The organism is Streptomyces sp. NPDC040545, from assembly GCF_055595065.1.
Map to the genome: position 1 here is coordinate 958,077 of NZ_JBVIWA010000001.1, position 14,516 is coordinate 972,592.

The 14,516-nt window shown below is 73.6% G+C and carries 14 protein-coding genes; 10 read left to right on the forward strand and 4 right to left on the reverse strand.

What is annotated here, in order from left to right; genetic code table 11:
* Nucleotides 1-32 precede the first annotated feature (32 nt).
* The 4 genes from ACZ573_RS04575 (at nt 33) to ACZ573_RS04590 (ending at nt 4,168) form a co-directional block, all read left to right on the forward strand.
* On the forward strand, nt 33-1,109 hold the full coding sequence (locus ACZ573_RS04575; RefSeq protein WP_471299085.1) for an ABC transporter ATP-binding protein: 1,077 nt from the start codon (nt 33-35) through the stop codon (nt 1,107-1,109).
* Nucleotides 1,110-1,261: 152 nt separating this feature from the next.
* Complete coding sequence (locus ACZ573_RS04580; RefSeq protein WP_471298828.1) at nt 1,262-1,918, forward strand: trimeric intracellular cation channel family protein; 657 nt, start codon at nt 1,262-1,264, stop codon at nt 1,916-1,918.
* A gap of 47 nt (nt 1,919-1,965) precedes the next feature.
* Entirely contained in the window at nt 1,966-2,823 is an 858-nt protein-coding gene (locus tag ACZ573_RS04585; protein WP_471298830.1) for a thioesterase family protein, read from the forward strand.
* A gap of 181 nt (nt 2,824-3,004) precedes the next feature.
* Entirely contained in the window at nt 3,005-4,168 is a 1,164-nt protein-coding gene (locus ACZ573_RS04590; RefSeq protein WP_471298833.1) for a cysteine desulfurase family protein, read from the forward strand.
* A gap of 50 nt (nt 4,169-4,218) precedes the next feature.
* On the opposite strand, the gene ACZ573_RS04595 is transcribed toward ACZ573_RS04590, so the two are convergent.
* Nucleotides 4,219-4,887 (reverse strand): N-acetylmuramoyl-L-alanine amidase, encoded by a 669-nt coding sequence (locus ACZ573_RS04595; RefSeq protein ID WP_471298835.1) that lies wholly within the window; start codon nt 4,885-4,887, stop codon nt 4,219-4,221.
* Nucleotides 4,888-4,948: 61 nt separating this feature from the next.
* Here ACZ573_RS04595 and mnmA point away from each other — a divergent pair, with 61 nt between their 5' ends.
* Nucleotides 4,949-6,082: a tRNA 2-thiouridine(34) synthase MnmA gene (gene mnmA / locus ACZ573_RS04600; RefSeq protein WP_030725384.1), complete on the forward strand. Its 1,134-nt coding sequence runs from the start codon at nt 4,949-4,951 to the stop codon at nt 6,080-6,082.
* Nucleotides 6,083-6,151: 69 nt separating this feature from the next.
* On the opposite strand, the gene ACZ573_RS04605 is transcribed toward mnmA, so the two are convergent.
* On the reverse strand, nt 6,152-6,925 hold the full coding sequence (locus ACZ573_RS04605) for a PE-PPE domain-containing protein (RefSeq protein WP_471298839.1): 774 nt from the start codon (nt 6,923-6,925) through the stop codon (nt 6,152-6,154).
* Nucleotides 6,926-7,125: 200 nt separating this feature from the next.
* Here ACZ573_RS04605 and ACZ573_RS04610 point away from each other — a divergent pair, with 200 nt between their 5' ends.
* Nucleotides 7,126-9,648 carry a helix-turn-helix domain-containing protein gene (locus tag ACZ573_RS04610; RefSeq protein WP_471298842.1) on the forward strand — a complete coding sequence of 841 codons (2,523 nt, stop codon included), beginning with the start codon at nt 7,126-7,128 and terminating at the stop codon, nt 9,646-9,648.
* Here ACZ573_RS04610 and ACZ573_RS04615 read toward each other — a convergent pair.
* Both ACZ573_RS04615 and ACZ573_RS04620 read right to left on the reverse strand, forming a co-directional pair.
* Entirely contained in the window at nt 9,634-9,930 is a 297-nt protein-coding gene (locus tag ACZ573_RS04615; RefSeq protein ID WP_471298845.1) for a hypothetical protein, read from the reverse strand. The two genes, ACZ573_RS04610 and ACZ573_RS04615, sit on opposite strands and share 15 nt — an antisense overlap.
* A 156-nt stretch (nt 9,931-10,086) precedes the next feature.
* Entirely contained in the window at nt 10,087-11,010 is a 924-nt protein-coding gene (locus ACZ573_RS04620) for an NADP-dependent oxidoreductase (RefSeq protein WP_471298848.1), read from the reverse strand.
* A gap of 116 nt (nt 11,011-11,126) precedes the next feature.
* On the opposite strand from ACZ573_RS04620, the gene ACZ573_RS04625 reads away from it, so the two are divergent.
* From ACZ573_RS04625 to ACZ573_RS04640, 4 genes are all read left to right on the forward strand, one after another.
* Complete coding sequence (locus ACZ573_RS04625) at nt 11,127-12,092, forward strand: GlxA family transcriptional regulator (RefSeq protein WP_471298851.1); 966 nt, start codon at nt 11,127-11,129, stop codon at nt 12,090-12,092.
* Between the two features lie 89 nt (nt 12,093-12,181).
* Complete coding sequence (locus tag ACZ573_RS04630) at nt 12,182-12,526, forward strand: DUF1330 domain-containing protein (protein ID WP_471298854.1); 345 nt, start codon at nt 12,182-12,184, stop codon at nt 12,524-12,526.
* A 295-nt stretch (nt 12,527-12,821) separates the two neighbouring features.
* Nucleotides 12,822-13,511: an SDR family oxidoreductase gene (locus ACZ573_RS04635; protein WP_471298857.1), complete on the forward strand. Its 690-nt coding sequence runs from the start codon at nt 12,822-12,824 to the stop codon at nt 13,509-13,511.
* Nucleotides 13,508-14,491 (forward strand): methionine synthase, encoded by a 984-nt coding sequence (locus tag ACZ573_RS04640; RefSeq protein ID WP_471298860.1) that lies wholly within the window; start codon nt 13,508-13,510, stop codon nt 14,489-14,491. Before ACZ573_RS04635 ends, ACZ573_RS04640 begins: the two co-directional genes overlap by 4 nt.
* Nucleotides 14,492-14,516: the final 25 nt, after the last annotated feature.

The following is a 14,516-nucleotide window of genomic DNA, read 5'->3' on the forward strand; positions in this document are numbered from 1 at the left end:
CCGAGACGCCTGACACGAAGAAGCCGGAATCGGTGGTCATTCCCGCGCAGGCCAAGGACTCCCCCGAGGTCCTGCTCAAGGTCACCGGCCTGACGAAGCACTTCCCGATCACCAAGGGGCTGATCCGGCGCCAGGTGGGCGCGGTCAAGGCCGTCGACGGCCTCGACTTCGACGTCCGGCGCGGGGAGACCCTCGGCATCGTCGGCGAGTCCGGCTGCGGGAAGTCGACCATGGGCCGGCTGATCACGCGGCTGCTGGAGCCGACCGGCGGCTCCATCGAGTTCGAGGGCAAGGACATCACGCACCTCGGGGTGTCGGGCATGCGCCCGCTGCGCCGGGACGTGCAGATGATCTTCCAGGACCCGTACGGCTCGCTGAACCCCCGCCACACGGTGGGCACCATCGTCAGCGCGCCGTTCAAGCTCCAGAAGGTCACCCCGGAGGGCGGGCTCAAAGCGGAGGTCCAGCGGCTGCTCTCGCTCGTGGGCCTCAACCCCGAGCACTACAACCGTTACCCGCACGAGTTCTCCGGCGGCCAGCGCCAGCGCATCGGCATCGCGCGGGCTCTCGCCCTGAAGCCGAAGCTGGTGGTCGCGGACGAGCCCGTCTCGGCGCTGGACGTGTCGATCCAGGCCCAGGTGGTCAACCTGCTGGACGACCTTCAGGACGAGCTCGGCCTCACCTACGTGATCATCGCGCACGACCTGTCGGTCATCCGGCACGTCTCGGACCGCATCGCCGTGATGTACCTCGGCAAGATGGTCGAGCTGGCCGACAACAAGGGGCTGTACGGGGCGCCCATGCACCCCTACACCAATGCCCTGATGTCGGCCGTGCCCGTGCCCGATCCGAGGCGGCGCGGCGCCAAGAGCGGCCGCATCCTGCTCAAGGGCGACGTCCCGTCGCCGATCTCGCCGCCGAGCGGCTGCCGCTTCCACACCCGGTGCTGGAAGGCCACGCAGATCTGCGCGACGCAGGAGCCGCCGCTGCTGGCGCTGAAGCCGGGCCACCAGGTGGCCTGCCACCACCCGGAGAACGCCCCCGACCAGGCACCGGGCGACCAGCCCCTGCCGGGCGCGGCGGACGCGGTGGCCAAGGCCACGGACTGACGAGAACGCCGGCGGGGCCGCGCTGCTCCAGCCCCGCCGGCGTTCGAGGCGCGGGGGTTCGGGGGCAGCGCCCCCGCAACGGCGCCGCACGGCACGCCGGCGTCGGCGGAGCCCCGCGTTCTGCCGAGCCCGCCGCAGGTGACAATGGCCCGGTGCTCCACGATCTCTTCCCGCCCGGGATCCAGCATGCCCTGGACCTCGCCGGCATCTTCGTCTTCGCCACCGCAGGCGCCCTGCTCGCCGTACGCAAGAACTTCGACGTCTTCGGCATCGTCGTCCTCGCGCTGGTCACGGCCCTGGGCGGCGGTCTCTTCCGGGACCTCGTCATCGGCGCCGTGCCGCCCGCCGCCTTCGGTGAGCTCAGCTTCTTCGTGACCCCGCTGATCGCCGCCGCGATCGTCTACTTCCTGCACCCCGAGGTCCAGCGGATCAACCGCGCCATCAACGTCTTCGACGCGGCCGGCCTCGGGCTGTTCTGCGTCACGGGTACGACCAAGGCCTACGAGTTCGGACTCGGCCTCACCGCCTCCGCGGCGCTCGGCGTGACCACGGCCGTCGGCGGCGGCGTCGTGCGCGACGTGCTGGTCAACGAGGTGCCCTCGCTGCTGCGCGACCGCGAGATGTACGCCGTCCCCGCGCTGGTCGGCGCCTCGATGGTGGCCGTCTTCATCAGCCTGCACGCCCTCAACGGCATCACCACCGGCCTCGCGATCGTCACCACCTTCGTCCTGCGCCTCCTCGCCATGCGCTACCACTGGCGGGCGCCGCTGGCCTGGAACAGGCGGTCGTCGGTGGCCGAAGAGCCGTAACAAAAGAAAGCTACCGCTTAGTAGCAAGCCGGTGTACCGTCGTTTACATGTCACACGCAGCTGCCAAGGCATCCATCGGCGACAGTGAGTTCGACCGCGACACCGCCATCACCGCACGCGCGGGCGAGCCCGGGGTGTACGACGCGGAACTCTCCGCCGGCTGGACGATCATCGCCGCCGTGAACGGCGGCTACCTGCTGGCCCTGGTCGGCCGGGCCCTGTCGGCGGCCCTCCCGCACCCGGACCCGTTCACCGTCTCCGCGCACTACCTGACCTCCTCCGTGCCCGGCCCCGCCGTGATCCGCACCCAGGTCGTCCGCGTCGGCCGCACCCTCTCCACCGGACAGGCCTCGCTGTTCCAGTACGACGAGAGCGGCGCCGAGGTCGAGCGCATCCGCGTCCTCGCCTCCTACGGCGACCTCGCGGCCCTGCCGGACGACGTACGCACCGTCGCCGTGCCGCCCGCCATCCCCGCCTACGAGGACTGCATCGGCCCCGAGGCCGGCCCGGCCCCGATCCCCGGCAGCTCCGCCATCGTGGACCGGCTCCGGCTCCGACTGGACCCGGCGACCGCCGGATGGGCCGTCGGCGCGCCCTCCGGCAAGGGCGAGATGCGGGCCTGGTTCGAGCTGGCCGACGGCCGCGACGCCGACCCGCTCTCCATGCTCCTGGCCGTCGACGCGCTCCCGCCGACCGCCTTCGACATGGGCCTGGTGGCCTGGACCCCGACGGTCGAACTCACCACCCACGTCCGCCGCCGTCCGGCCCCCGGCCCGCTCCGGGTCTCCATCACCACCCGCAACCTGGCCGGCGGCTTCCTGGAGGAGGACGCCGAGGTCTGGGACTCCTCGGACCACCTGGTCGCGCAGTCCCGCCAACTGGCCCGCGCCCTGCGCCCGGCCTGACGCCGGTCCCGCCCGGGCCCGACGCCGGTCCGGCCCGGGCCTGACGCCGGTCTCCGGCGCGGGCCTGACGCCGGTCTCCGGCCCGGCCGGGCGGATCCGGCGGCGCCCGGGGTGCCTTGCCGGCCATCGTGGGGTCCCGCGGCGCGAGCGGCCACCGGCGGGCTCGTAGAATCGGGGGATCATGGCCTACCTCGACCACGCCGCCACCACCCCGATGCTGCCGGAGGCCGCCGCGGCGATGACCGCGCAGTTCGCCGCCACGGGGAACGCCTCCTCCCTGCACGCCGCCGGCCGCCGCGCCCGCCGTACCGTGGAGGAGGCCCGCGAGGCCTTCGCCGAGGCGATCGGCGCCCGCCCCAGCGAGGTGGTCTTCACCGCCGGCGGCACGGAGGCCGACAACCTCGCCGTCAAGGGCCTCTACTGGGCCCGGCGCGACACCGCCCCCGCCCGGACCCGCGTCATCGCCAGCCCCGTCGAGCACCATGCCGTGCTCGACGCCGTCCACTGGCTCGCCGAGCACGAGGGCGCGCAGGTCGAGTACCTGCCCGTGGACCGCTACGGGCGCGTCCACGCCGACGCCTTCCGCGAAGCCGTCGAGCGCAACCCCGACGACGTGGCCCTCGCCACCGTCATGTGGGCCAACAACGAGATCGGGACCGTCATGCCGGTCCGCGAACTGGCCGCCATCGCCCGTGAGTACGGGATCCCGCTGCACTCCGACGCCGTCCAGGCCTTCGGCCAGCTCGACGTCCACTTCGGCGACAGCGGCCTCGCCGCCATGACCGTCAGCGGCCACAAGATCGGCGGCCCCTACGGCATCGGCGCACTGCTGCTCGGCCGCGACCAGAGCCCCGTACCCGTCCTGCACGGCGGCGGCCAGGAGCGGCACGTCCGCTCCGGCACCCTCGACGTGCCGGCCGTCGCCGCCTTCGCCGTGGCCGCCGTCCTCGCCGTCGAACGGCGCGAGCGGTTCGCCGCCGAGATCGGCGCCCTGCGCGACGAGCTGATCGCCGCCGTCCGCGCGGCCGTGCCCGACGCCGTCCTCGGGGGAGACCCCGACGAGCGGCTTCCCGCCAACGCCCACTTCAGCTTCCCCGGCTGCGAGGGCGACTCGCTCCTGCTCCTGCTCGACGCCCAGGGCATCGAGTGCTCCACCGGCTCCGCCTGCACGGCGGGCGTGGCTCAGCCCAGCCACGTCCTGCTGGCCGCGGGCACCGACCCGCAGCTGGCCCGCGGCACCCTGCGCTTCTCCCTCGGCCACACCTCCACCGAGGAGGACGTCGCGGCCCTGGCCGCGGCCATCGGCCCGGCGGTGGAGCGCGCCCGCACGGCGGGCCTCAGCTAGGCCGTCTCTTTCGGATCTTGCCGGGCCCGGCAAGATCCGAAAGAGACGGCCTAAGCCTCCAGGGCGGCGCGGATCAGGCCGATGTAGCGGTTCCAGTCCCAGTGGCGGCCGGGATCGGTGTGGTCGGCGCCCTGCACCTCGGAGTGGCCGACTATGTGCGTGCGGTCCGCCGGTATGCCGTACCGGCGGCAGACGTCGGCCGCCAGCCGGGCCGAAGCCGCGTACATCGTGTCCGTGAAGTCCTGCGGACGGTCCACGAAGCCCACGTGCTCGATGCCGACACTGCGCTCGTTCATCGAGCGGTTCCCCGAGTGGAAGGCCACGTCCAGCTCGCGCACCATCTGCTCCACGTGCCCGTCCCCGCGCACTATGTAGTGCGCCGACGCCTTGTGCCACGGGTTCTTGAAGGCGTCCACCGAGGACTCGAAGCCGCCCTGTGTGACATGCACGACGATCCGGTCCACCCGGTAGTCGGCCGGGCGGTCCGCCTTTCGCCAGTTCGCCGGCGAGGCCGAGGTCCAGCTCGCGCCCGCGTGGTCGAGCTCGCCCTCCTTGCGCGGCTTGTCCACACCCGGTATCAGCCACCAGGCACGGCCGATCTCCTCCCGGCCGGCCACCGCCGCCACCGCGAAGACCCCGAGTCCGCCGAAGAGCACGGCCCTGCGGGTCCGCCCCGGCGACTTCTTCCCCTTGTTCCCCTGCTCGACGATGTGATCCACCCCCCGTACCCCGATAACGCGCTGTGACCCCGCTCGGTTCCCCCGTACTCTGGACGGTGCTATGACTGAGAACCTGCCGCGCACCGCCCGTCCCCTTCGCGTCCTGGCCGCCATGTCCGGGGGCGTGGACTCCGCCGTCGCCGCCGCCCGCGCGGTCGAAGCCGGGCACGACGTGACCGGCGTCCACCTGGCGCTCTCCGCGAACCCGCAGTCCTTCCGGACCGGCGCCCGCGGCTGCTGCACCATCGAGGACTCCCGAGACGCCCGCCGGGCCGCCGACGTCATCGGCATCCCGTTCTACGTCTGGGACCTCGCCGAGCGCTTCCGCGAGGACGTCGTCGAGGACTTCATCTCCGAGTACGAGGCCGGGCGCACCCCGAACCCCTGCCTGCGCTGCAACGAGAAGATCAAGTTCGCGGCGCTGCTCGACAAGGCCCTCGCGCTCGGCTTCGACGCCGTCTGCACCGGCCACTACGCGACCGTCGTGCTGAACGAGGACGGCTCCCGCGAGCTGCACCGCGCCTCCGACATGGCCAAGGACCAGTCCTATGTCCTCGGCGTCCTCGACGAGAAGCAGCTCGCCCACGCCCTCTTCCCGCTCGGCGACACCCTCACCACCAAGGAAGAGATCCGCGCCGAGGCCGAGGAGCGGGGGCTGGCCGTCGCGAAGAAGCCCGACAGCCACGACATCTGCTTCATCGCCGACGGCGACACCCAGGGCTTCCTCGCGAACCGCCTCGGCAAGGCCGAGGGCGACATCGTCGACGAGGCGACCGGCGAGAAGGTCGGCACCCACGAGGGCGCCTTCGGCTTCACCATCGGCCAGCGCAAGGGCCTGCGCATCGGGCACCCCGCCCCCGACGGCAAGCCGCGCTACGTCCTGGACATCTCGCCGGTGAACAACACCGTCACCGTCGGCCCCGTCGAGGCCCTCGACGTCACCGCCCTCACCGCGATCCGTCCCCGCTGGTGCGGAGCCGTGGCCGCCGCCCCGGGCACCTACACCGCCCAGCTGCGCGCCCACGGCGGCGAGACCGAGGTCTTCGCCGAGGTCGTGGACGGCGAGCTGCGCGTCTCCTTCACCGAGCCGGTCCGGGGCGTGGCCCCCGGCCAGGCGATCGTGCTCTACGACGGCACCCGCGTGGTCGGCTCGGCCACCATCGCGACCACGACGCGGGCCGCCGCCACCGTCTGAACGGCGCCCTTCACGGCATGACGCCGCGGCCCGTCCCCCCGGGCGGGCCGCGGCGCCGTGCTGTCCCGGTCAGGCCGCCGGGTACCAGACGGTCCCGTTGCCGCCGTGCTGGGCGAGGGTGGTCGCGATGATCTCGCCCTCCCGGAAGTAGCGCGGGTGCTGCTGCAGGAAGCCGGGGAAGGAGTCCAGGGACGTCGCGTCACAGACCCCGTCGGTCTTGATGCAGTGGCGGCGGACCGGGACTCCGGGGAAGTCCTCCGGTCCGGTGCCGGGGGAGTACGCCACGAACGGGATGAGGACCCCCTGGGGGACCAGGCGCCAGAAACCGGTTCCGGGCTGCATCGGGTCGGAGTAGAGCATGCCGTCGACGCGGTCGCGCGGCACCTCGGTGCCGTTCGCGGCGATCGTCTGGAGCAACAGGTCGGCGACCCAGGCGCCCTGGGAGTAGCCGGCGATCGTGAAGGTCGCGGCCGGGTCGGTCCGGTAGGCCTGCTCGAGGGCGGCCTTCGCGTTCCAGTAGCCCTGGTTCACGCTGTCGCCGAAGCTCGGTGCGAAGGGGGCCGGCTGTTCGTTGTGGCTGCCGACGAAGGGGCCGCCGCTGGCCACGTAGCAGACCGGGATCGCGATGCCCCCGTTCAGATGCCGGTTCGCGGCGTCGAAGCTCGTGGTGCATCCGGGTGCTTCCGCGGCCGCGCCGGTGCCACCGATCTCGATGTAGTAGTGGTTCGCCGGGGCGGCGTGCGCGGTGGTCGGCGCGGCCACGGCGCCGGCGAGCAGGAGGACCGTCGACGCGACGACGGACTTGAGGCGACGGGCGAGCCCGTGCGGCTTCCTGGTGGACATACGAGTCAACTCCCCTTGGGTCAAGGCGGGCACCGCGTCGGGTGCGGCGACCGGCACTCATCGTGGTGTTCGTGCTGGTCGGGGGACCATGCCCGCAACCGGCCATATGTGGCCGGTCGGTGATGCCCCGTGGTTTGACCGGGATCCGGGAGGACATCGGACTCAAGTGGCAGGGTCGTCGTCGGGGGAAGGGCATTCAAGTGGGCAGCCGGTTCGGTGCGTTGCTCCGCGGGTTGCGGCACGAGGCGGGGATGACGCAGGAGCAGTTGGCCGAGCGGTCCCGGCTCGGGGTCCGCACCATCCACCGGCTGGAGACCGGCAAACCCACCGACGCGCGGATGGGAACGGTGAAGCAGGTCGCGCACGCGCTGGCCGACGAGCTGAAGCGCGACCGGGACGAGCTCTGGACGGACCTGCTGGCCGCCCACCGCGCCAACGGAGCCGCCGCCGGGGAGGACCTGAGCGCCGCACGCGCTCCCGTACCGGTGCCGGAGCCGGTGCGGGCGCCCCGGCCGGTGCCGGAGCGGACGCCCGAACCGGACCGTCCGGCCCGGCCGGTGCCGCACCGCACCCTGCCGACGTCCCGGAGTGCCCTTGCCGAGGCCGCCGGGGCGCTCGCCCACGACGTCTACGGCCGCTGCATCCGCGAGGAGGAGCAGCGCCGCATCCACGACCCCTTCCCGCTGCCCGTCCGGTGGCGGTCGGCCCCCGCCGATCTGCTGGACCACTGGGACAACATCCGCGGCACCGAGCCCGCAGCCGCCCGCGGCCCGCTGACCCTGGACGGCGGCCTCACGGACATCGCTGACGTCTACCGGCGCGTCCGGTCCGGGCGGCTGGTGGTGCTCGGCCGGGCCGGCTCGGGCAAGACCGTCCTCGTCCTGCGGTTCGTCCTCGACCACCTGGGCGCGCGCTCCGACGCCGAGCCCGTGCCCGTGGTCTTCAGCATGGGATCGTGGGACCCGGCCGGCACCACCCTGCGCGACTGGCTGATCGCCCGCCTGCTGCGCGACCACCCGAACCTCGACGCCCGCGCCCCCGGCGGTTCGACCCTCGCCGCCGCCCTCGTGGACGCCGGATGGATCCTGCCGGTCCTGGACGGGTTCGACGAGATGGCCACCGGGCTGCTCGGCGTCGCCCTGCGCGAACTGAACGCGAGCTCACTGCCGCTGCTCCTGACCAGCCGCACCGAGCAGTTCGCCGAGGCCGTCGGGGTCGAGGTGCTCCGCCGGACCGCGGGCATCGAGCTGCTGGACCTGGACGCCGAGGACCTGGTCCACTACCTGCCCCGCACCGCGCGCCCGGGCGCGCCGGCCGGCCGGGAGGGACCGGACGGCCGGGCCGGTGGGGAGGGCCGGGCCGCCACCGGCTGGGACCCCGTCCTGGAGCGGCTGCGCACGGACCCGGACGACGGGCCGGGCGCCCGCCTCAGGGCCGTACTGAGCACCCCGCTGATGGTCCTGCTCGCCCGGACCGCCTACAGCGACACCCCGGCCCAGGACCCGGCCGGGCTGCTGGACGAGGCCCGCTTCCCGACCCCGGAGGCCATCGAGGAGCATCTGCTGGCCGGGTTCGTGCCGAGCGTCTACCAGCCCCTGCCCGCGGCCGTCCCGGGCGCCCGCCGCGGGCGCAGGCCCCGTACCTGGGACCCGTACAGCGCCGGGCACTACCTGGGCCACCTCGCCGACCACCTGGACCGGCCCGGGCGCTCCGGGGGCCAGGACCTGGCGTGGTGGCAGCTGCGCGACTGGCTGCGGCCGTCCTCGCGGATCCTGGCCGTCGTCCTCGCCTGCTCCCTCGTCACCGCCGTCGCCGACTGGCTGGTCTTCCCGGCGAAGAACCTGGCAGCGGGCCGAGGCGCCGCGTTCGCCCTGGGTGCGGGCCTGCTGGACGCGGTGCTGTTCGGCCCCGCCGTCGGCCTCGCCTTCGGGCTGGTCCACGGGCTCCTGACCGTGCTCGGGATCCGGGCGTTCGAGCCGTCCCGGGTGCGGATGCGGCTGCCCGGCCGCCGCCGGCGGGGTGCCGGACCGTCCTCCCGCAGGTTCGCCACCCTGGTCCCGGCCGGACTGCTGGGCGGCTTCGTGATGGGCCTCGGGTGCGGGATCGCCTTCACCGTGGGCGCGCAGCTGACGTACGGCGGGGTGCCGGTCAACGCGGCGGTGATCCAGGCGACGGCCGTGAACTGCCTCATGTACGGGCTCACGTTCGCCCTGGCGGGAGGCCTCGTACTCGGGCTCGTGGCCACCCTGGAGACCCCCATCGACCTCGGCCGGGCCGCCACCCCGACGGATCTGCTGGCCTTCAACCGCAGCATCGTGGTGCGCCAGGCACTCTTCCTCGCGCCGATGCTCACCCTGGTGATCGCCTTCGGCGGCCGGCTCATGACCGAGCTGCTCCAGGGCGTCGTCGGCCCCCTGACCTGGCCGATGGCCGACGGGCTCGCGCTCGGCGCCGTGGGCGGGGTGGCCGGCGCGCTCTCCTACGCGCTGGCGTTCACCGCCTGGGGCCAGTGGCTGCTCCTGGCCCGGATCTGGCTGCCGCTGACCGGCCGCCTCCCCTGGGCGACGGTCGCCTTCCTGGAGGACGCCTACCGGCGCGGTGTCCTGCGCCAGGTCGGCGCCGTCTACCAGTTCCGCCACGCCCGCCTCCAGCGCCACCTGCGCGGCCGGCCGGCGGGGCCCGCAGGCCAGGACGTGCCGGGCGGAGGGTCATCTGCTCGATGATCTCCACAACTTCTCCGGGCGGTGGTCCGGCCCGGTGATCGTCGCCCAGCAGAGCCCGCAGGAGATCATGTCGTTGTCCTCGTCGAAGGTGAGGTCCGCAGGCTGACCCGGTACGGACCTGGCCACCACGAAGTCGATCGGCGTCTCCATGGAGCACCGCTGGTCGCTCTTGGTCGGCCAGAACGCATCGTCGCCGAGGCTGGACGAACGCGGGCGGAAGCTGCTGCCGGCCCGGACGAGCGCGTCGACCACCTCGTACATGTGTCGCTGCGCATGCTCCATGGCCCGAGTCTGCACCGGGTCGCCACGTGACCCTGGGGCGGGGTGGCCCGACGGACCCGGCCGCCCGCCGTCCCCGGTCACGCCGGGGCAGCGGGCGGACTGCGGCGAACTTGATCGCGCGCTCGGGTCGCGGTCGGATCGCGGTCGGGGTACGCCTCAGGCGACGGTCAGGACGATCTTGCCGGTGGTGCGGCCCTGCTCACCGATCTCGTGGGCCTTCGCGGCCTGCTCCAGCGGCAGCACCGTGTCGACCAGCGGCTTCAGCAGGCCCTGCTCGACGAGCGCCGCGATCTCCCGCAGGCCGCCGAGGTCCGGCTCCACCAGGACCCAGGAGGCGTGCACCCCCTGCGGGTCGGCGGGCAGGGAGTCCGGGCCGGGCAGGGTCACCAGGTGGCCGCCGGCCTTGAGGACCTTCAGGGAGCGCCGCGTGTAGTCCCCGCCGATGGCGTCGATCACGACGTCCACGTCGGCGACGGCGTCCTCGAAGTCCGTGGTGCGGTAGTCGATCACCTCGTCGGCGCCGAGCTCGCGCAGCAGCGCGTGCTTGCCCTCGCTCGCGGTGCCGATCACGTACGCGCCGCGGGCCTTGGCGATCTGCACCGCCAGGTGGCCCACCCCGCCGGCCGCCGCGTGCACCAGCACCCGCTGCCCGGCGCTCACCCCGGCCGTGTCCACCAGGGCCTGCCAGGCGGTCAGCGCGGCCAGCGGCAGCGCCGCGGCCTGCACGTGGTCCAGCGTGGCCGGCTTGGGGGCGAAATGCCGGGCGGGGCCCGTCACGTACTCGGCGTACGCGCCGGCCTGCTGCGGGAAGCGGGGCATCCCGTACACCTCGTCGCCCACCCGGTACAGGGTCACGCCCGGTCCCACGGCCTCGACGGTGCCGGACACGTCCCAGCCGACCGCCGGCACCGGGCCCCAGGGGATCAGCGCGCCGCTCTCGCGCGTCTTCCAGTCCACGGGGTTGACCCCGGCGGCGTGGACCCGCACCAGGACCTCGCCCATACCGGGCTCCGGACGCTCGGCCTCGGTCTCGACGAGGACCTCGGGTCCGCCCCACTTGCTGATGACGACGGCGCGCATGACATGTCTCCTTGCTGGGTTCCTGCCGGCCGGTGTCCCGGCCGATGACCTCACTTTCCCCGCTCGCCGCCCCTCGCAGTGTTGGCCGTACGGCCACCATGTGACAGGATCTGGCCATGCACCGAATCGCCGTACTCGCCCTCGAAGGGGTCCCTCCGTTCGAGCTCGGCATCCCCTCCCGCGTCTTCGGCAACGCCCAGGACGAAGCCGGGGCACCGCTCTACGAGGTGACCGTCTGCACCGCCGACGGCCTGCCCGTGACCAGCGACGCGGGCTTCACCGTCGGCGTCTCGGCGGGCCCCGAGGCCCTCGCCGCCGCCGACACCGTGATCGTCACGCCCACCCACGCCATGGACGAGCTCGCGCACGGCGCGCCCCTGCCGCAGCCGCTGACCGACGCCCTCGCGGCGATCCGGCCCGGCACCCGGCTGGTCTCCCTCTGCACCGGCTCGTACGTCCTGGCCGCCGCCGGACTGCTCGACGGCCGGCCCGCCACCACGCACTGGCTGCACGCGCCCGAGTTCCAGCGCGGCTTCCCGCGCGTCCGGCTCGACGAAGAGGTCCTCTTCGTCGACGACGGCGACATCCTCACCTCGGCCGGCGTGGCCGCCGGCATCGACCTCTGCCTCTACCTGATCCGCCAGGACCACGGCACGGGCGTGGCCAACCGGGCCGCACGGCTGTGCGTGGTCCCGCCCTGGCGCGACGGCGGCCAGGTCCAGTACATCGACCGCCCCGTCCCCGAGCCGACCGTCGCCACCACCACCGCCACCCGCGCGTGGGCCCTGGAACGCCTCGCCGAACCGGTCACCCTGGGCGAGCTGGCCGCGCACGCCCGGATGAGCCTGCGCACCTTCACCCGCCGGTTCCGCGACGAGGTCGGCATGACCCCGGTGCAGTGGCTGACCGCGCAACGCCTCGAACTGGCCCGCCACTTGCTGGAGTCCAGCGACCTTCCGGTCGACCTGGTGGCCCACCGCGCCGGCTTCGGCTCGGCCAACTCCCTGCGCCAGCACATGCGTTCCACCCTCGGCGTCTCACCGATCGCCTACCGGCGCACCTTCCAGCCCGCATCGGCATGACCTGGGAGGTAATCGCCGCCGGGGCCGCGCGCTGACAGGATCGGATCAACGGGCCCGGACCGACGGGCCGGCCGACAGGGGAGCCGACCATGACCGCGTACGCCATCGCCCACATCCGCCCCGAGACGATGAACGAGGACATCCTCACGTACATCGAGACCATCCAGTCGACGATGGATCCCTTCGGCGGCCGCTTCCTCGTCCACGGCAAGCAGGTCGAGGTCCTGGAGGGCCCCTTCCCCGGCACGGTCGTCGTCATCGGCTTCCCCGACATCGAGCGGGCGCGCGCCTGGTACGCCTCCGACGCCTACCAGGCCATCCTCCCGCTGCGCACGGACCACATCGCCGGTGAGGCCATCCTGGTCGAGGGCGTCCCGGCCGGCTACGACGCGAAGAAGACGGCCGCCGCCCTGCGCGCCGAAGCCGGCCTCTGACGGGCAACCCGGCCACCTTCGCGAACCGCGTGGCGACCGGCGGGCGCAGCTCGCCGCCGCGCACCCGCGGACGGTCATCGGCACCGCCTTCCCGCCCGCCGTCACCGCGCGGCGGGCGGCCCTGGCGCGGGCGGTCGTCGAACCGTCCCGGCGGGCTGCCGCAGCCGGCTGAGCGGCCGCCGTGCGGACGCCCCGTCCGTGCCGGGCCGGACCGCCGGGACCGGCAGTCCCGGGGCGGGCCGCGGCGCCGGGGCTTCGCTCTCCCCGGCACGCGGGACCTGCGAGCATGGGCGGTATGGCTACTCACTTGATCACCGGTGCCGGCTCCGGCATCGGCGCCGCCGTCGCGGCCCGTCTGCACGCCCGCGGCGACGACCTCGTCCTCCTCGCCCGGGACGCCGGCCGTGCCCGCGAGCTCGTCGACCGTTACCCCGGCGCCACGTCCCTCGTCGGTGACCTCGCCGACCCCGACCGGCTGTCGTGGGCGTTCTCCAAGCAGGCCGTCCCGGAGCGGATCGACTCCCTGCTGCACATCGCCGGGATCGTCGACCTCGGACCGGTCGGTGAGCTCCGGCCCAAGACCTGGCACCAGCAGCTCAACGTGAACCTGATCGCCCCCGCCGAGGTCACCCGGCTGCTGCTGCCCACCCTGCGCGCCTCCAAGGCCACCGTCGTCTTCGTGAACTCGGGCGCCGGTCTGACCGCCCACCCCGACTGGAGCGCGTACGCCGCCTCCAAGCACGGGCTCAAGGCGCTCGCCGACTCGCTGCGCGGCGAGGAGCGGGCCAACGGCATCCGCGTCACCTCCGTCTACCCGGGCCGCACCGCCAGCCCCATGCAGGCCAAGGTGCACTCGCAGGAGGGCAAGCAATACGACCCGGCCGCCTGGATCGACCCCGAGTCCGTGGCCACCACGATCGTCATGGCCATCGACCTGCCCCGCGACGCCGAGGTCAACGACCTGAGCGTCCGGCCGGGCCGATGAGCGCCGGCGCCACCGGCGTCGGCTCGCTGCCCGGCGGCGACGCCCGCGAGGCCGCGAAGACCGTCACCGGCTCCTTCGAGAAGTTCCCCTACCTCGCCGAGCTGCCCGCCCGCGGGCCCGGCGCGGACATGATCGGCCGGTCCCTCGGCCTGCTCGTCGACATGTACGCCCACGTCGAACCCAGCGGCTGGCGGATCAGCGACCGCCCGGGACGGGACTCGAAGCGGGCCCGGTCCTGGCTCGGGGAGGACCTCGACGCGCTGGAGGAGTTCACCCAGGGGTACGCGGGGAAGCTCAAGGTCCAGGCCGTCGGACCGTGGACGCTGGCCGGCGCCCTGGAGCTGCACGGCGGCGAGGCCATGCTCCAGGACCCGGGGGCCTGCCGGGACCTGGCCGGATCGCTGGCCGAGGGTCTGCGCGAGCACCTGGCCGACGTACGCAAGCGCATTCCGGGGGCCCAGGTCGTGCTGCAGCTCGACGAGCCCTCGCTGACGGCCGTACTGCTCGGACGGGTCCGCTCGGCGAGCGGCTACCGCACCTACCGCGCCGTAGACCGACAGGTGGTCGAGGGCGCCCTGCGCGACGTGTTCGCCGTCCACGACGGGGAGGTCGTGGTGCACTCCTGCGCGCCCGAGGTCCCCTTCGGCCTGCTCCGCAGGGCTGGTGCCACGGGGGTGTCGTTCGATTTCTCGCTGCTCACCGAGCGCGAGGACGACGCCATCGGGGAGGCGGTCGAGAGCGGCACGAAACTCTTCGCCGGAGTGGTGCCCGGCACCGACGCCCCGTTGTCGGACCCGGGCGGTAGCGTCATGGGTGTCAGGAAGCTTTGGCGCAGGCTGGGGCTGGCCCCGGGGACTCTGGCGGAGTCCGTCGTGGTCACCCCGTCGTGCGGTCTGGCGGGCGCTTCGCCCGCCTACGCCCGCGCGGTGCAGGCGCATTGCGTCAGGGCGGCGAGGTCGCTCGCCGACAACCCTGAGTGACGGTCGAAGACGGGCCACGGGAGGA